Source organism: Arthrobacter sp. TJ-265, assembly GCF_058269135.1.
Genome location: NZ_JBZCND010000001.1, coordinates 1,714,144 through 1,731,851 on the forward strand (window position 1 = coordinate 1,714,144; position 17,708 = coordinate 1,731,851).

Here is a 17,708-nt window from a genome sequence, read left to right on the forward strand (position 1 = left end):
GTGGCCAGGCGCCAGAACTCCGCACCGCCGGAGAATTTCACCGAGAAGATCATCGACATCGACGTCGAGACCGAGATGGAGGATTCCTTCCTGGAGTACGCGTACTCCGTGATCTACTCGCGCGCACTCCCCGACGCCCGCGACGGCCTGAAGCCCGTCCAGCGGCGCATCCTCTACATGATGACCGACATGGGCCTGCGCCCGGACCGCGGGCATGTGAAGTCCGCCCGCGTGGTGGGCGAGGTGATGGGCAAGCTCCACCCGCACGGCGACAGCGCCATCTACGACGCCATGGTGCGCATGGCCCAGGACTTCTCCCTCCGCCTGCCGCTGATCGACGGGCACGGCAACTTCGGCTCGCTCGACGACGGCCCGGCGGCCGCCCGGTACACGGAGGCGCGCCTGGCGGCCCCCGCCCTGACGCTGACCGACCACCTCGACGAGGACGTCGTCGACTTCGTCCCGAACTACGACAACCAGCTCACCCAGCCGGAGGTGCTCCCCGCCGCCTTCCCGAACCTCCTGGTCAACGGTGCCAGCGGCATCGCCGTCGGCATGGCGACGAACATGCCGCCGCACAACCTCGGCGAGGTCGTCGCGGCAGCACGCCACCTCATCGCGCACCCGGAGGCCTCGCTCGAGGACCTCATGCGCTTCGTGCCCGGACCGGACCTCCCGAGCGGCGGGAAGATCGTGGGGCTCGACGGCGTGCGGGACGCCTACGCGACGGGACGCGGCTCCTTCAAGACCCGCGCCACGGTGAAGGTGGAGCAGCTCTCCGCCCGCCGGACCGGCCTCGTGGTCACCGAACTCCCCTACACCGTGGGGCCGGAGAAGGTGATCGAGAAGATCAAGGACGCCGTCACCGCGAAGAAGCTCCAGGGCATCTCCGACATCGTCGACCTCACGGACCGCAAGCACGGCCTGCGCCTCGTGATCGAGCTGAAGAACGGCTTCAACCCGAACGCGGTCCTCGCGCAGCTGTACCGCTTCACGCCGATGGAGGACTCCTTCGGCATCAACAACGTGGCCCTCGTGGACGGGCAGCCCCGCACGCTCGGACTGCTGGAGCTCCTGCAGGTCTACATCACCCATCGGATCCTCGTGGTCCGCCGCCGCACCTCCTACCGGCTGCAGCGCAAGCGCGACCGCCTGCACCTCGTGGAGGGCCTGCTCGTCGCGATCGTGGACATCGACGAGGTCATCCAGATCATCCGCTCCTCGGACGAGACCTCCGCCGCGCGGGAGCGCCTGATGTCCATCTACGACCTCTCCGAGGTCCAGGCGAACCACATCCTCGAGCTGCGGCTGCGCCAGCTCACCAAGTACTCGCGCATCGAGCTCGAGAAGGAGCAGGACCAGCTCCGCCTCGAGATCGCCGAGCTGGACGCCGTCCTCGGGTCGGAGGAACGGCTCCGCACCCTGGTCTCCGACGAGCTCGCCGCGCTGTCGGACCAGTTCGCCACACCCCGGCGCACCGTCCTGCTGGAGTCCGAGGCGGCCGCCCCGCTGAAGGGCTCCACTCTCCCGGCGCCCGCTGCCAGGGGTGCGAAGGCGCTGATGCCGCTCGAGATCGCCGACGATCCCTGCTGGGTCCTCCTCTCGGCGTCCGGCCAGCTCGCCCGTACCTCCGATCGGCAGCCCTTCGGGGACGGGCAGCGGATCAAGCACGACGCCTTCCGGTCCGTCCTCGCCTCCACGGCGCGCGGCGAGGTGGGTGCCGTGACCTCGGCCGGCCGGATGATCCGCCTCCAGGTCATGGACATGCCCGCCCTGCCGCCCACGGCCGGCGTGCCGAACCTCGCGGGCGGGGTGCCGTCGTCGGAGTTCATCACGCTGGAGCGCGGCGAGAGCCTCGTGGGGCTCGCCCCACTGGGGGCGGTGGTCACCCTCGGCACCGCGCAGGGCGTGGTGAAGCGCGTGCAGCCCGACTACCCGCTGAACCGCGACGACTGGGGCGTCATCTCGCTCAAGCCGAAGGACAAAGTGGTGGGAATCGCTGCGGCCTCCGATGCCGACGACCTCGTCTTCATCACCCGCCTGGCCCAGCTCCTGCGGTTCCCGGCCTCAGTCGTGCGGCCGCAGGGCCGGACGGCCGGCGGGGTGGCCGGCATCAAGCTCGCGGCCGGCGACGCCGTCCTGCACTTCGGGGCGGTGTCCCACGGGGACGGGCAGGGCGTGGTGGTGACGGTGGCCGCGGCGGGCGACGCGCTGCCCGGGACGGCTGCGGGCTCGGCGAAGGTCACCGAGTTCTCCGAGTATCCCGTCAAGGGCCGTGCCACCGCCGGTGTGCGCGCGCACCGCTTCCTCCGAGGCGAGGAGTCGCTCTCCCTGGCATGGGCGGGCCATGGCCCCGCGCGTGCCGCCTCCGCCAACGGCGTGGCCCGCGCCCTGCCCACCGAACACGGGCGGCGCGACGGTTCCGGTGTCCCCCTCACCCAGCAGATCGACGCCGTCGGACCGAACCTGGTGGGTCTCATCGAGGCGACGCGGCCGGCGGTGCCGGAGGTCGGTGGACCGACGGCGGCGTCGCAGCCCGGCGATCCGGCACGGGACGCACTCCCGGACGACGACGCCCAGGGCACGCTGCTCTAGGGCCGGCCGCCGGGCCCGAGGACCGTTCCCAAGGTCTCGCAGCGGGCGTATGCTCCCCTGCATGGCCAGCGTCCTTTCGGCCCGTGATCTCGCCAAGTACTACGGTCGGGTGCATGCACTCGACGGGCTGGACCTTGACGTCGGAGAGAGCCGGATCCACGGTTTCCTCGGGCCCAACGGTGCCGGGAAGTCCACGACGATCCGCGTCCTGCTCGGCCTGGCCCGCGCGACGTCGGGCACCGTCGAGGTCTTCGGCGCCGACCCCTGGCGTGAGGCCGCCTCCCTGCACCGCCGGATCGCGTCCGTCCCCGGCGATGTCAGTGTCTGGCCGAACCTGTCCGGCGGGGAGACGATCGACTTCCTCTCCCGCCTGCGCGGCGTCCGACGCCACGAGCGGGGTTACCGCCTCGAGCGGGAGCGGCTGATGGAGGCCTTCCTCTTCGACCCGCGCAAGAAGGGCCGGGCCTACTCCAAAGGTAACCGCCAGAAGCTGGCGCTGATCGCGGCCTTCGCGGTGCCCGCCGAGCTCTACATCCTCGACGAACCGACCAGCGGCCTGGACCCCCTGATGGCGATGGTGTTCCAGCACGAGATCACCCGGGTGCGGGAGGGCGGCGCCACCGTCCTGCTCTCGAGCCATGTCCTCTCCGAGGTCGAGCAGCTGTGCGACGTCGTGAGCATCGTGCGTGCCGGGAAGGTCGTGGAGTCCGGCACCCTCGCCGACCTGCGCCACCTCACCCGTACCGAGGTCTCCTTCGCGGCAGCGGACGCCTCGCCGCTCGAGTCCATCCCGGACGCCCACGATGTGCGGTTGGAGCACGGACGGGCCCGGTTCACCGTCGACAGCGACCACGTCTCCTCGGTGCTGCCGGCGCTCACGGCACTGCAGGTCGAGGGGCTCCGCATCGAACCACCCTCCCTGGAGGAGCTGTTCCTCCGGCACTACGGCGACGACATAGCCCCGACCGGTCAGGACGGGACCGTTCGCGAGCGGCACAGGACAGCGGCCCGATGACGACGTTCCCGGCGCTCCTCGGCCAGCGAGTGCGGCGCGACGGGGTGCAGTTGCTGCTGTGGACGGCCGGCACCGCCCTGCTGGCCTACCTGACGAAGGTGAGTGTCGCGCAGGCGTACGGCACCGAGGAGGCCCGCGCCTCGATCTTGGCGGTGGTCATGGCCAATCCCGTGATCCTGCTCTTCCGTGGACTGCCGTCGGGAGCCGGCGAGGGCGCCTTCATGCTCTTCCTGATCTTCCCGTTCCTGGCGCTCCTCGCGGCCCTGATGAGCTCGTTCCTCGCCGTGCGGCACACACGCGGCGACGAGGAGACCGGGCGCGCCGAACTGGTGGCAGCCACCCGGGCCGGACGCCGGGCGCCGCTCGGTGCCACGCTGACCCACGGCATCCTCGCCAATGTCGTGCTGGCGACCCTCAGTACCGTCGCACTGACCGCCGCCGGACTCGGGGTCCGGGGCTCGGTCGTGTCCGGCCTGGGCGCCGGCGCCGTGGGGCTGACCTTCCTCGGTGTGGGCCTCGTCTCCGCCCAGCTCATGAGGACGTCGTCGGGCGCGAACTCCCTGGCCGTCTGGGTCCTGATGGTCTCGTTCCTGACAGCCGGGGTCGGCAACGCCCTCGGCACGCCGAGCAACGATCTGCAGCGCATCGAGAGCTCCTGGCTGACCTGGCTGTCACCGTTCGGGTGGGGAGAGCAGACCCGGCCGTTCGCCGAGGACGACCTGTGGCCGATCCTCTGGTGTGCAGCACTCGGGATGGTGCTGGCCGGCGTCGCGGTCGCCCTGCATTCGGTCCGTGACCTCGGCGGGAGCTTCGTCCCCGAGCGGCGGGGCAGGCGCAGCGCCCCCGCGACGCTGTCGACCCCGCTCGGTCTCGTCGCGCATCAGACCCGGGCCTCGATCCTCGGGTGGGGTGTCGGGGGCCTGGTCACGGGGATCCTCGCAACCACCCTCGCTGCGGTGATCCGTGACATCGGGGCGGACAACCCCGCCGTCGAGCAGGTCATCCGCTCGATAGCCGGCGGCGCGGACGTTGAACAGGGCACGGTCGTCGTCTTCTTCACGATGCTGGGCATCCTCGCCGCGTGCTGCGCCGTACAGACGGTCTGCAGGGCACGCCAGGAGGAGACGCGCGGCACGGCGGAGCTGGTGCTGAGCACCCCGGTGGACCGCGTCCGGTGGCTCGCGAGTTTCCTCGTCATCGCCTTCGTCGGCATCCTGGTGGTGATCGGGGCGGCCCTGGCGGGCGCCGCGGCGGGCCTCGCCTCCCGCGACGGCGACTGGGCCCTCCTGGGTGATGTGGCCATCACCGGTGCGGGGCAGATCGCCGCGGCCTCGGTGTTCCTCGTCGTCACGGCGGTGATCTTCGTCGTCGCCCCGCGGCCGACCATCCCGCTCGGGTGGGCGCTCGTGCTGGTCAGCATGATGCTCGGGCTGTTCGGGCCCCTGTTCGGCTTCCCGGACTGGGTGGTCCAGCTGTCACCCATGGGCGTCACGCCCACGGTGACGGGCGACGGCGTCGATGTCGAGGGCCTGTGGTGGCTGGTTGCGGCCGTCGCGGCGGGCGGCGCTCTGGCGCTGGGTCTCATGCGCCGCCGGGACCTCGCCCCGGCGGGGTGAACGGACCGACGATCATGCACGACATGTGACCACGTGCGTACTGATGCACTTATGCTGAGGTAACGTGCTCCTGCTCGAGACGGGTCCTCCGCCATGCTGTCCGTCCTACGCCGTCCCGCGTACCGGAATCTCTTCACCGCCCAGGTCGTCGCCCTGCTGGGGACGGGCCTGCTGACCGTGGCGCTCGGCCTGTTGGCCTTCGATCTTGCGAGCGGTCGGGCGGGCGCGGTCCTGGGCACGGCATTGACGATCAAGATGGTCGCCTACGTCTTCGTGACACCCGTCATGGCGGCGCTCGTCGACCGCCTCCCCCGGAAGGCGGTCCTCGTGGGCGCGGATCTGGTGCGCGCGGCGATCGCCCTGAGCCTGCCGTTCATCGACCAGGTCTGGCAGGTCTACGTTCTGGTGTTCGTCCTGCAGTCCGCGTCGGCGACCTTCACCCCGGCGTTCCAGGCCCTCATCCCGGTGGTGCTGCCCGAGGAGAAGGACTACACGAAGGCGCTGTCACTGTCCCGGCTCGCCTACGATCTCGAGTCCCTGGTCAGCCCGCTGCTCGCTGCGGCCCTCCTGACGGTGATGACGTTCCACACCCTGTTCGTGGGAACCATGCTCGGCTTCCTGGTGTCCGCGGCCATGGTCCTCGCGACCGCCTTGCCGGCGATCCCGCCGGCGGTGCAGCAGGGCTCCCTGCTGCACCGCACCACCCTCGGCAGCCGGATCTTCCTGCGGGAGCCACCCCTGCGCGGGCTGCTGGCCCTGGACCTCGTCGTCGCGGCCGCCACGGCCCTCGTGCTGGTCAATACGGTCGTCTACGCGCGGGACCTCTTCGGCGGATCGAACACCGACGTGGCGATCGCCCTGGCGTCCTTCGGTGCGGGCTCCATGCTCGTCGCCTTCCTCGCGCCGCGCGTCCTGGAGCGCACGCCCGACCGGACCTTTATGCTCATCGGCGCAGCGGTCCTGACGGCGGGACTGCCGGCCGCGGCCTTCCTCGCCCTGACCGAGCAGAGCCGGGTGCCCCTCACCGGCACTTCGTGGGCGATCCTGCTCGGCCTGTGGTCCGTCCTCGGCATCGGCACCTCCATGATCAGCACCCCCTCCTCGCGGCTGCTGCGCCGCGCCGCCACCGACAGCACCCGGAGCTACCTCTTCACCGCCCAGTTCTCCCTGTCCCACGCCTGTTTCATGCTCACCTACCCCGTCGCCGGCTGGGTGGGCGCGGCCGCGGGCCAGGCCGTGGCCGCGCTGACCCTCGCGGCACTCGCACTCGCGGGCACCGTCGTCGCCTTCGTGGTGTGGCCGTCGGGGGCCCGGGACGGCCACGCTCCGACGTCGACGACGTCGACGACGTCGACGACGCCGGACGGGCGAACGGCCCGGCCGGCGGGCGGCGGACGGTAGGTCAGGACATCACCGCAGGCGCCGGGAAGGGAAGGGACGTGGTCGGCATGGGCGGACAGACGGGCGGACATCTGGGTGGGGAGTCCGCCGACCCCCGGGGGCCCGCCGCTCCGGACGACGGCCCGCAGGGCGGGCCGAGCCTCGTCCACCCGGTGGAGCCGGACGCCGAGCGCCTCGAGGCCGGCGCGGCGACCTTCCGGATGCTGTCGGATCCGACCCGCCTGCATATCCTCTGGATCCTTACCGGCGGGCCCGCCGACGTCGGGAGCCTCGTTGCTGCCACCGGCGCGAACCGGACGGCCGTGAGCCAGCACCTGGCCAAGCTCCGGCTCTCCGGGCTGGTCTCCACGCGGAAGGATGCGCGCAACGTCATCTACAGCATCGTGGACGGACATCTGTCCCGCCTCATCCTCGAGGGCATGAACCACGCCGACCACCGTGTGACCGGAGAGCCGGTCCACGAGTAGCCACCCGCGACCGGGTCCTCGGACGGGACGGTCAGGGCGAGCCCGCGGCGCAGGACGAGGGCGGGGAGGATGCGCCATGAGTTCGCTGGTGCTGCCGGCCCTGGCGCGGCCGCGGCGCGCTGACCCCCACCCGCTCGGCAGCCCTCCGCTCCGGCGTCATGACCGGCGGTCCATGCCGCTCGTCCCGCCGTCCGCGGGCTCGCCCTGATCCGGGCCCGGGCCGGGCGTCGGTTGCGCGTCGTCGCCCGTGGACATCTCCGGCCCGCCGTCCCGGCCGGCCCGAGCCCGCGCCGTCGAGCCGCGGCGCCCGCCCCGGAGCGGCTGGAGGGCGGCCATCTCCTCCTCGCCGGCGGTGCGGAAGGGGGCGACGGCGGGTCCCGGCAGGTCCCGCCGTGCCTGGCCGCGGGTGGCGACCAGGCTTGCGACGACGGCGGCGGTGAGGATGGTGGTGATCACTGCGAGGGAGATCGGCGTGGGGATGTAGTAGAGGTCGATCTTGAGGGCCATCTTGATGCCCACCCAGACGAGGACCAGGGCGAGCCCGACCTTCAGGTACACGAAGCGGTGGATGAGGTCGGCCAGCAGGAAGTACATGGCGCGCAGGCCCAGGATCGCGAACGCGTTCGCGGTGAAGACGAGGAACACCTCGTCGGTGACGGCGAAGATCGCGGGGATGGAGTCGACGGCGAAGACGATGTCGGTGACTTCCACCAGGACGAGGACGGCGAGCAGGGGGGTGGCGAGCAGGATCCCGTTCTTCCGGATGAGGAACCGCTGGCCGTGGAAGGCGTCCGTCGTGGGCACGTACCGGCGGAAGAGCTTCAGGGCCCGCGACTTCGACGGATCGATGTGCTCGTCGCGCTGCACGAGCATCCGGTACCCGGTGAAGAGCAGGAAGGCCGCGAAGACGTAGAGGACCCCGGAGAAGTTCTGAATCAGCACCGACCCGGCGGCGATGAAGATCCCGCGGAAGACCAGGGCGCCGAGGACCCCGAAGAACAGGACGCGGTGCTGGTACTCGCGGGGGACGGCGAAGAACGTGAAGATGATCGCCCAGACGAAGACGTTGTCCACGGCGAGGGACTTCTCGATGAGGTAGCCGGCGAAGTACTGCTGCCCGAACCCGGCGCCCCAGACCCGCCACACGATGATCCCGAACACGATGCCGCAGAACACCCACACGCCGGACCAGGCGGCCGCCTCGCGGACGCTGATGACGTGGGCGTGCCGGTGTGCGACGAGGTCGACGACGAGCATGAGGAGGATGAAGCCGATGACGGCGAACCAGACCCAGAGGGGGACGTCCATGAAGTGCCTTCCAGTCAGTGGATACCAACTGGAGGTCTCTCCCGGCCACCCGGGTGGCCCTGTCCGCCGGAGGGTGCCGGGACCCCCGTAGTGACGACGAACCGGATGTGGGGATACTCCCCTCCGTGCCTACGAGTGAACCACAGTCCGCCCGCCGAGGGGAAGAGGTGGGGGAAGGGTCAGGCGGGGCGCACGTGCAACGGCAGGTCGAACACGATCGACCGCTGGGTCGGGACGTAGCCCATGCGCTCGTACAGGCCGAGCGCCCCCGAGGGGTTCTCCGTGTCGACGCCGAGCCCCGCGTTCCGCATGCCCGCCGCGCGGTACCGCCTCATCGCCTCGGCCAGCAGGGCCGGGGCGAGGCCGCGACCCCGCCAGGTCCGCCGGACACCGAGGAGGTCGGTATAGCCCTCCGTGCGGCCGAGCAGCCGCTGGGAATCGGGATCGTAGCTGGACAGCTGGTAGGCGACGACCTCGCCCGTCGAGGGGTCCAGGAGCGCGAGGCTCCAGTCCGCACGGAACTCCGGGTGGCTGACGGTGAACTGCCACGATTCCTGATCGCGCGGCTCGCTCCCCCAGTGGTCCTGGAAGGCGTCGTTGTGGGCGAGGCGGACCAGCTCGGAGATGCCGCGGTCCGCGCCCTCGGCGAAGGTGAGGAGCTGCAGCCCCTCGGGGAAGGTGAGGTCGGGGATGGGCTGGTCCAGCGGCCTCGTCATCTCCGTGAAGTAGCGGACGATGCTGCTGCCGCTCGCGGTGAGCAGCGCCAGGTGCGAGGGGTTGCGCTCCTCGACGTAGTTCCGGAAGACCCCCTCCGTGTGTCCGGTCTCCCGCAGCCGCATCTCCGCGCGCCAGGCCTGCCAGGCGAGGACGGCCCGGCCGATACCGCGGCCGCGCCACGCGTGGTCGACCCCGCCGGCGCCGTGGATGAGCGACGAGCCGGGATTCCGCGACAGGCGCCCGAAGGCCCGCGGCTCGCCGTCGCCGTCGAACCCGGCGACGGTGTCCCTGCGGGGATCGTTCTTCGAGGCCCGCAATGCCTGCTCGAGGTCGGCGCGCTCTTCCACCCAGTCCGGCTGGTCCTGCTCCGCGATGCGCCGGATGAGCGCGTGCCAGCGGGGGATGTCGGCGTAGGTGAGCGCCCGCCACTGCAGCCCGTCGGGCAGCTGTGGAGCATCCGGTGCCGGGGTGTCCGCACCGGCGTCGTGGCCGGGCGTGGAGGGCGTGTTCATGGCCCCAGCGTATTCCAGGAGGAGCGCGCCCACCCTCACCCGGGGCAGGACGGAGCAGTCCGTGGCGTACCCGGCCGGCCTGGCGTGGCCCCGCCGGTCAGGCGTCCACCCCCCGGGACGTTCGGTCGTGGACGGCGCGGGCGTCCAGCGCCACGACGTCGTCGCACCGTGCGGCCTCCGCGGGGTCGTGCGTCACGAGGAGTACGGCGGTGTCGGGGAGTCCCCGCCGCAGATCCTCGAGCAGCGACCGGGCGCCGTCGGCGTCGAGATGGGCGGTGGGTTCGTCCAGGAGGACGACGCCGGACCGCGTGAGCAGGGCGCGCGCCACGGCGAGCCGCTGCCGCTGCCCGCCGGAGAGCCTGGATCCTCCCGCGCCGGCGGGTGCATCCAGCCCGTCGTCGAGCCCTTCGACCAGGCCGGTCAGTCCCACGGCACCGAGGACGGCGTCCAGCTCGGCGTCCGTGGCCGGGTCGCCGGGCGCACGGGCGAGCTGCAGGTTGGAGCGCAGGCTGGAATCGAAGAGATGGCTTTCCTGGGGGCACCAGGCGATGCGCGGTGTATCGCCGTCGTGCCCGGGCTCCCCGTTCACGAGGAGTGTCCCGCGTTCGAGGGGGAGGAAGCCGAGGAGGGCACCGATCACCGTGGACTTGCCGCTGCCGGAGGGACCCGTGAGCCCGGTCCAGCGCCCCGGTGCCAGCTCGAGGTCCAGGCCGGCGACCACGGGGCGCCCGGGCTCGTAGCCGATGCTCGCCCGGCGGAGCGCGGCGGACTGCGCGGGCGGGTCGCCGATGCTGCCGTCCGTGTGCTGCAGGCCCTCCTCCCAGCCGGCAGGGCTGAGGTGCGGGAGGATCCGGCCCGTCACGGCCGCCAGTGGACCCCAGTGCTGCACGGCGGACGTGCCGGCGACGAACGGCTCGATCAGGGCGAGCTGCATGAGCACCAGGACGGCCGTGAGGTCCGCCGGCAGACCGCCCGCGCCGACGAGGATGCCGAGGGAGGCGGTGCAGCACGCGGCGACGATCACGGCCGTCGACGCACCCGCCGCCGCGGCCGAACGACGCGCCGCCGCCGCGACCGATTCCCCCAGCTCACGCGTTTCGGCGAGCGCGGGCCGGTGGACGCCGTTCACCCGGAGATCGGGGGCGGCCCGCAGCAGGCTCGTGACGCGTTCGAGGCCCTGGGCCCGCAACCGGACCGCGGCCGCGCCCGCGGCCCGCTCACGCAGGACGGCGACGGCCGGTGCGACGACGAGGGCCGCGACGACGGACAGGGCCTGCCACCCGAGGGAGGCCGGGTGCAGCACGGCCGTCGTGAGGAGCGCGCCGGTGCCGGTCAGCACCGAGACCAGGAAGGGCAGCAGGGCGCGCGAGGACAGGTCCCGGAGCTCGTCGATGTCCCCGACCAGCCGTTCGATGCCCCCGGAGCCCCGGGCGATCGTGCGCCACGACCGCCCGGTGCCGAGCAGGCCGATCCACAGGCGCAGCCGCGTATCGTCCGCCCGGCGGAACACGGCGCGGTGCAGCCAGAGACGTTCCTCGTAGCGCAGGAGGGAGCGGCCGATGCCGAAGAAGCGGACGCCGACGATCGCGGTGAGCAGGTAGAGGATGGGCGGCTGGTCGGCGGCCCGGACGATCAGCCAGCCGCTGAGCGCGGTCAGGGCGACGGCGAAGACCGAGGCGCCGAGCCCGAGCACGGCTGCAGCGAGGAACCGCCGGTCCCACGGCCGGACCAGCGCGAGCACATCACGGGCCACGTGCGGCCACGACGCCGCGGGGGCGTGCGACCGGCGCCCGACCGCATCCCCGGAGGGGGTCCGGGATACCGCGGATTCGGGGGTGGTGCCGGGAACGGTATCGGCCCGCGTGGTGGGCCGGGTCCCCGCGTCGGGCTCCGCGAGCACGCGGCCGGACCGGACCTCCGGCATCCCCGCCCTCTCCGGGATGTCCGGGATGTCCCGGATGTCCGGGATCTCCGGGATCTCCGCCCTGGAACGGGGCATCGGGCCGGGCGCACCACCGCGCGAAGGCGCCCCGCCGAGGCGCACCTCGGCCGATGCGAGGCGCGCCGTCTCGTCGTCGTGCGCGATCAGCAGGACGGTCAGGCCGGTGCGGCGCTCCATGACGGCTGCGCGGATGGCGCGGGAGGCGTCGTCGTCCACGTGGGCGGTCGGCTCGTCGAGGAGGAGGAGGGTGACGGACGGATCCTGTGCGCGCAGCAGGGCGCGGGCGACGGCGACGCGCCGCAGTTCGCCCGGGCTCAGTTCCGTGCTGCGGCGGTCGGCGAGTCCGGTGGCACCGACGGCGGCGAGCTGGGCGTCGAGGATGGGCGATTCCGCGGGAAGCCCGGCATAGAGGGCGAGTTCGGCGCGAACCGTCTCGAGCAGGAGTTCGGGGTGCTGCGGCACCCAGGCGACCGAGCCGGGCCGGAGCCCTGACACCCGGCCCCCGAGGCGGAGCCCGGGAGGGAGGGCCGCTCCCCCGGCCAGGGCGCGCATCACGGTGGACTTCCCGGAACCGCTCGGGCCCCGGAGCGCGGTCACGGTCCCGGGCTCGAGCACGAGGGAGATGCCTGGGAGGACCGGCTCGAGGAGGCCGTCGTACCGGGCAGTGAGGCCCTCCACCCGGATGGCGTCCGGTCCACCCGCCCCGCCGTCCGCTTGGCCCGCGCGCACCGGCAGGTCCTCCGGCGGTGCCGCGGGGGCGTCGATGACCGCACGGACGCGGGCGCCGGCCTCCTCCCCGTCCTCGCTGGCGTGGTGGGCCGTACCGACGTCGCGCAGGGGGCCGTAGCACTCGGGCGCGAGGATGAGGGCGATCAGCGCGGTCTCCAGGCCGAGGTCACCGTGGATCAGGCGCACGCCCGCGAAGACCGCGACGACCGCCACCGAGAGGGTGCTGATCAGCTCGAGGGCGAGGGAGGAGAGGAAGACCGTGCGGAGGGTCGTCATGGTGCGGGAGGTGTAGGTGTCGGCGATGTCCCGGAGGGCGCGGGTCTGTTCGGCGGCGCGGCCGAGCCCGACGAGGACGGGGAGACCCCGCGCGAGTTCGAGCAGGTGGTCGGACAGGCGTCCCAGCGCGGTGGTGGCCTGCTGCGTGTGCTCCTGCGTGTGGAGGCCGATCAGCACCATGAACACGGGCACGAGCGGCACCGTCAGGACGACGACGAGCGCGCTGACCCAGTCCGCGGCGAGGATCCGCGCCCCGATGAGCAGCGGGACCACGGCGCATGTGACGAGCGCGGGCAGGTACTGCGTGTAGTACTTGTCGAGCCCGTCGAGCCCGCGGGTGAGCAGCACCGCGAGGGAGCCCGTGCCGCTGCCCGCGGCGGCACGGGTGGTGCCGCCGTCGTCGAGCAGGCGCAGGAGCGCCGCCTCGCGCATCCGCTCCCTGGTACCGAGTGCGAGGCGCGCGGCGGTGGCGTCCTGCCCCCACGCCGCGACGGTGCGCAGTCCGGCACCGAGGACACCCTGCAGCAGCACGCCGCGGACGTCGAGCGAGCCGGCGGCGAGCGAGCCGGCGGCGAGGGAGCCGGCGGCGAGGGAGCCGATACCGAGGGCGAGGGCCTGTGCCAGGAGCACCAGCCCGGCCGCGCGGACGGCGGCCAGGACGCCGAGGAGGTACAGCGCCGACGTCGACCCCGCGGCGCCCGCGGGCCCTCCTGCCCTCAGCGTGGTCAGCGGCGAGACGCGCCGGCCCGCCGGTACGGCGTCGCCTTCCTCCGGGGTGACCGGAACGCGTCCGGCATCCGGCCGGGACACGGCGGTCCCGAGGGCGCCGCTCACAGTGCGGTGACGGCGTGCGCCGCCGGGATGCTCGACTCCGAGACCCGCTGCCGGAAGACCCAGTAGGTCCACGCCTGGTACGCGAGGACGAGCGGCACCCCGAAGCAGGCGACGATGCTCATCAGGCCGAGCGTGTAGGGCGAGGACGACGCGTTCTGCACGGTCAGGTCGAAGGCGGGGTCGATCGTCGACGGGAGGACCACGGGGAACACGGCCCCGAAGATCGACCCGACCAGCGCCAGCATCCCGAGGCCCAGCGCCGCGAACGCGCGGCCGTCACGGCCCACCGACGAGAAACGGTGGGCGGCGGTCAGCGCGCCGACGGCGACGACCACGGCGAGCCAGGTGAGCACCGATCCCGTGTCCAGCTGCACCAGGAGCGCCCACGCGAGGAACGGGAGCATCGCGACCGGCAGGAGCCGGCGGAACAGGCGGTCCGCCAGCATGCGCACGCCGCCGTCGGTCTTCAGGGCGATGAACGCGGCGGCATGGACGAGGCAGAACAGCACGACGGCGGCGGCACCGAGGAGTGCCGGCAGGGTGGCCCAGGCGAAGGCACCGCCCACGCGGTCGCCGTTCGCGTCGAGCGGCAGGCCGGTCGTCGTCAGGGCGAGCGCCGCGCCGATCCCGGCTGCCGCGGCGAACGACCCGAGCGCGATGGCCCGGTCCCAGCCGTTGCGCCAGGTGTCGCTGTGCCGTTTGCCACGCCACTCGAACCCCACGGCCCGGAAGATCAGACCGAGCAGGACCAGCAGGAACGGCAGGTAGAGCGCGGACAGGAGGGAGGCGTACCAGTAGGGGAAGGCCGCGAACGTGGCGCCCACCGCCGTCACGAGCCAGACCTCGTTCCCGTCCCACACCGGGCCCACCGTGTTGAGCAGCACGCGCCGCTGGGTGTCGTCACGGGCCATGAGCTTCATCAGCATCCCCACGCCGAGGTCGAAGCCCTCGAGGAAGAGGTAGCCGGACCACAGGACGGCGATCAGTACGAACCAGAGGGTGGGCAGGGCCTCGGTCATCGGGGATCCTTCCGGGCGGTCGAGAGGGGCAGGGAGTCGGGGTGCGGGGCGGTGGCGTTGCCGGGGTGGTGCGGGCGGCTCGCGACCGCGGGCCCGGTGGGCCGGTCAGTAGGCGAAAGCGAGGACATCGCCGTCGTCCTTCCTGCCGCCGTCGGCCCCCGGGTCGCCCTCCGGACGGGCGAGCTCGGGCATCGCGGAGGCGGTGCCGCCGCGGACGTAGGTGACGAGCAGCTTCACCTCGACCACGAGCAGGGCGGCATAGACGAGGGTCAGCAGGACGAGCGAGGTGACCAGCTCCGGGAGGGACACGCCGGGCGAGACCGCCGCTGCGGTGAACATGAAGACGCCGTCGATGCCGGTCGGGTCCGGATTGGGTGCGACGACGAAGGGCTGGCGACCCATCTCGGTGAAGACCCATCCCGCGATGTTCGCCCCGAACGGCGCGAGGATCCCGAAGACCGCCAGCCGCATGAGCCACCGCGATTCCGGGACGGTGCCCTTCCGCAGGACCCACAGGGCGGCGGCGGCCGCCGCGGCGGCGACTGCCCCGAACCCGATCATGATGCGGAATCCCCAGTAGGTGACCTCCATGACCGGCAGGTAGTCGATCTCCGACCCCGCCAGGTCCCCGTACATCGGATCGTCCGGCAGGTGCGTGCCGTACTTCTCCTGGTATTCGGGCAGGAGGGTGTTGACGCCCTTGACCTCGGTGGTGAAGTCGCCGTTGGCGAGGAAGGACAGCACGCCGGGCACCTCGATGACCGCGGTGATGTCCTCACAGCTCTGCGCGCCGAGGTTGCCGACCGACAGGATGGAGAACCCGGTGCCGTCATGGCAGGCCGCTTCGGCGGCCGCCATCTTCATGGGCTGCTGGTCGAACATGAGCTTGCCCTGGAGGTCGCCGGTGATGCCGGTGCCGGCGAAGGCGATCATGGCGACGACGGCGCCGGCCCGTGCCGAGCGGAGCCACACGGTGTGATCCGCCGTGTCCCGTGCACCGCCGCCGTCACCGACGACGACCGTCCCGTCGGGGCCGAGGGTGTCCAGACCGTCGTGGCGCCTCTTCCACAGGTGGTACCAGCTGATGCCGAGGAGGAAGGCACCGGCGACGGCGAGGCAGCCGAAGAGGGTGTGCGGGAAGGCGACGAGGGCGGTGTTGTTGGTGAAGACCGCCCAGGCATCGACCATGACGGGCCGGCCGTCGACCATCTCGACGCCCACGGGGTGCTGCATCCAGGAGTTCGCGACGAGGATGAAGTAGGCGGAGAAGACGGACGCGAGCACCGCGGCCCACAGCGAGAGCAGGTGGACCAGGCGCGGAAGCCGTCCCCAGCCGAAGATCCAGAGGCCCAGGAACGTGGACTCGACGAAGAAGGCCAGGAGCGCCTCCATCGCGAGCGGCGCGCCGAACACGTCGCCGACGAAGCGGCTGTACTCGCTCCACGCCATGCCGAACTGGAACTCCTGCACCAGACCGGTGGCGACGCCCACGATGAAGTTGATGAGGAAGAGCTTCCCCCAGAACTTGGTCATCCGGAGGTAGTGCTCCTGGCCGGTGCGGTACCAGAGGGTCTGCATGGCGGCCACGAGCAGGCCGAGTCCGATGGTCAGGGGGACCATGATGAAGTGGTAGACGGTCGTGATTCCGAATTGCCAGCGGGCAATTTCCAAGGCTTCCATCGGGCCCTTTCAGCAGTGCGTCGCGCCGATGTCGACGAAACTTCTACGGTCTGTAGAACTTGTTCTTCTACATATCGTAGAACATGCCGACGACACTTCTACACGGAGTAGAATCGTTGGACGGGAGGTTGTACGTTAGAGCTACCACGCTTCAGCATCTCCCTCCCGGGAATGCAGCCTCGTCCCCCCGACGGGCGCGGATCGCGATTGATCGAAGGAACGAACATGGCAACGCTCGGAGACCTGGAACGCACAGTGATGGACCTGCTGTGGACGACGCCGGAGGCGATGACCGCCAACGAGTTGCGGGATGCCATCGCCGAGGCGCCGTCCGGAGAAGTGGGGCGGGAACTGGCCGTGACGACGGTCCTCACCGTGCTGTCGCGGCTGGAGAAGAAGGGCCTCGTCAAGCGGGAGCGCGACAGCCGCCCGCACCGCTACATGTCCGTCACCAGCCGCGAGGACCACACGGCGGAACTCATGCACGAAGTGCTCGTGACCGCACCGGACCGCGAAGCCGTGCTCGCCCGTTTCATCGGCAGCGTGTCCGAGGCCGAAGCCCAGACCTTGCGCAAGCTGCTCGGCGGCAGCTGACCCGCCCCGTGTTCTGGGCCTCCTACCTGCTCGCGGCGCTCGCGATCATCCTCGCGTGGCCCGCACCCATCGCGCTCTCGCGGGCCGGCTGGCCGGCCAGGGCGCCCTTCACGGCCATGGTGCTGTGGCAGTCGATAGCCCTGGCCGGCGGCCTGTCCATGATCGGCGCCATGCTGGTCTGGGGCCTCGAGCCCCTCGGCGACAATCTCGTCACGGCCTCGGCGGCGTTCCTCGACATCCTGCTCGCTGACGGGTCGGCCGAATCCCTCGGCGTCATCCACGTCTTCGCGATCAGCGCCGCGATCCTCCTCTTCGGACACCTCGTCTTCACCCTGGCCCTGACCTTCGTGCGCATCCACCGGCAGCGCCGGCGGCATCGGGACATGCTCACCCTGCTCAGCTCCCCCGCGGCCGGTCAGCCCGCGACGCTCGTCATCAAGCACCCCGCGCCGGTCGCCTACTGCCTGCCCGGCGGTGCCCGCTCCGTCACCGTCATGTCGGACGGACTGATGGACCTCCTCAGCCAGGCGGAGCTCGACGCCGTCCTCACGCACGAGAACGCGCACCTGCACCAGCGGCACCATCTGCTGCTCTGGGCCTTCGCGGCCTGGCGGGCGGCGCTGCCGTGGCTGCCCACCTCACGCCTCGCACAGCAGGCCGTCAGCGAACTGATCGAGATGCTCGCCGACGACGAGGCCCTGCGCCATGTGGACGAACCGACGCTCGTCCGTGCGATCGCCATCGTGGGCGCGGGAGCTGCGCCGTCGACGCCGGACGCCCTCGATGATGCGCTGGCCGACGAGAGCGGCATCCCCCTGACGACCGCCAGGGCGGTATCCGGCGGGACCTCCGACGTGACCTCGACGGTGCCGCGCCTGCGCCGCCTGCTGAGCCCCCTGCCGCCCCTCAGCCTGATCCAGCAGGGACTCGCCCTGTCCTCCGCCGGATTGCTGCTGGTGATTCCTCCGCTGCTCCTGGTGGCCCCCGAGCTGCTGGGCTGAGT

At 71.8% G+C, this 17,708-nt stretch carries 12 protein-coding genes; 7 read left to right on the plus strand and 5 right to left on the minus strand.

The window, feature by feature from the left end; translation table 11 throughout:
* The 5 genes from AC4D2E_RS08165 to AC4D2E_RS08185 all read left to right on the plus strand — a co-directional run bounded on the left by AC4D2E_RS08165 (window position 1) and on the right by AC4D2E_RS08185 (window position 7,094).
* Window positions 1-2,595: a DNA gyrase/topoisomerase IV subunit A gene (locus AC4D2E_RS08165; RefSeq protein ID WP_490952242.1), complete on the plus strand. Its 2,595-nt coding sequence runs from the start codon at window positions 1-3 to the stop codon at window positions 2,593-2,595.
* A gap of 61 nt (window positions 2,596-2,656) precedes the next feature.
* Window positions 2,657-3,610 carry an ABC transporter ATP-binding protein gene (locus AC4D2E_RS08170; RefSeq protein ID WP_490952243.1) on the plus strand — a complete coding sequence of 318 codons (954 nt, stop codon included), beginning with the start codon at window positions 2,657-2,659 and terminating at the stop codon, window positions 3,608-3,610.
* Entirely contained in the window at window positions 3,607-5,226 is a 1,620-nt protein-coding gene (locus AC4D2E_RS08175) for an ABC transporter permease (RefSeq protein ID WP_490952244.1), read from the plus strand. The genes AC4D2E_RS08170 and AC4D2E_RS08175 overlap by 4 nt, the downstream gene beginning before the upstream one ends.
* 93 nt (window positions 5,227-5,319) lie before the next feature.
* A complete protein-coding gene (locus AC4D2E_RS08180) occupies window positions 5,320-6,627 on the plus strand; it encodes an MFS transporter (protein ID WP_490952245.1) in 1,308 nt (435 codons plus the stop codon).
* Between the two features lie 47 nt (window positions 6,628-6,674).
* Window positions 6,675-7,094 (plus strand): ArsR/SmtB family transcription factor, encoded by a 420-nt coding sequence (locus tag AC4D2E_RS08185; RefSeq protein WP_104166565.1) that lies wholly within the window; start codon window positions 6,675-6,677, stop codon window positions 7,092-7,094.
* Window positions 7,095-7,250: 156 nt separating this feature from the next.
* On the opposite strand, the gene AC4D2E_RS08190 is transcribed toward AC4D2E_RS08185, so the two are convergent.
* The 5 genes from AC4D2E_RS08190 to AC4D2E_RS08210 form a co-directional block, all read right to left on the minus strand.
* On the minus strand, window positions 7,251-8,402 hold the full coding sequence (locus AC4D2E_RS08190; RefSeq protein ID WP_490952246.1) for a TerC family protein: 1,152 nt from the start codon (window positions 8,400-8,402) through the stop codon (window positions 7,251-7,253).
* Between the two features lie 179 nt (window positions 8,403-8,581).
* Window positions 8,582-9,631, minus strand: a complete 1,050-nt coding sequence (locus tag AC4D2E_RS08195; protein WP_490952247.1) for a GNAT family N-acetyltransferase — start codon at window positions 9,629-9,631, stop codon at window positions 8,582-8,584.
* Between the two features lie 97 nt (window positions 9,632-9,728).
* Window positions 9,729-13,484, minus strand: a complete 3,756-nt coding sequence (gene cydC / locus AC4D2E_RS08200) for a thiol reductant ABC exporter subunit CydC (RefSeq protein ID WP_490952248.1) — start codon at window positions 13,482-13,484, stop codon at window positions 9,729-9,731.
* Window positions 13,409-14,431, minus strand: coding sequence for a cytochrome d ubiquinol oxidase subunit II (gene cydB, locus AC4D2E_RS08205; protein WP_104164328.1), 1,023 nt, complete (start codon window positions 14,429-14,431; stop codon window positions 13,409-13,411). Before cydB ends, cydC begins: the two co-directional genes overlap by 76 nt.
* A gap of 105 nt (window positions 14,432-14,536) precedes the next feature.
* On the minus strand, window positions 14,537-16,111 hold the full coding sequence (locus AC4D2E_RS08210; protein ID WP_490952249.1) for a cytochrome ubiquinol oxidase subunit I: 1,575 nt from the start codon (window positions 16,109-16,111) through the stop codon (window positions 14,537-14,539).
* Between the two features lie 225 nt (window positions 16,112-16,336).
* On the opposite strand from AC4D2E_RS08210, the gene AC4D2E_RS08215 reads away from it, so the two are divergent.
* Window positions 16,337-16,705, plus strand: coding sequence for a BlaI/MecI/CopY family transcriptional regulator (locus AC4D2E_RS08215; protein WP_104164325.1), 369 nt, complete (start codon window positions 16,337-16,339; stop codon window positions 16,703-16,705).
* An 8-nt stretch (window positions 16,706-16,713) separates the two neighbouring features.
* Entirely contained in the window at window positions 16,714-17,706 is a 993-nt protein-coding gene (locus AC4D2E_RS08220; protein WP_104164323.1) for a M56 family metallopeptidase, read from the plus strand.
* The last annotated feature ends 2 nt before the right edge of the window (window positions 17,707-17,708 follow it).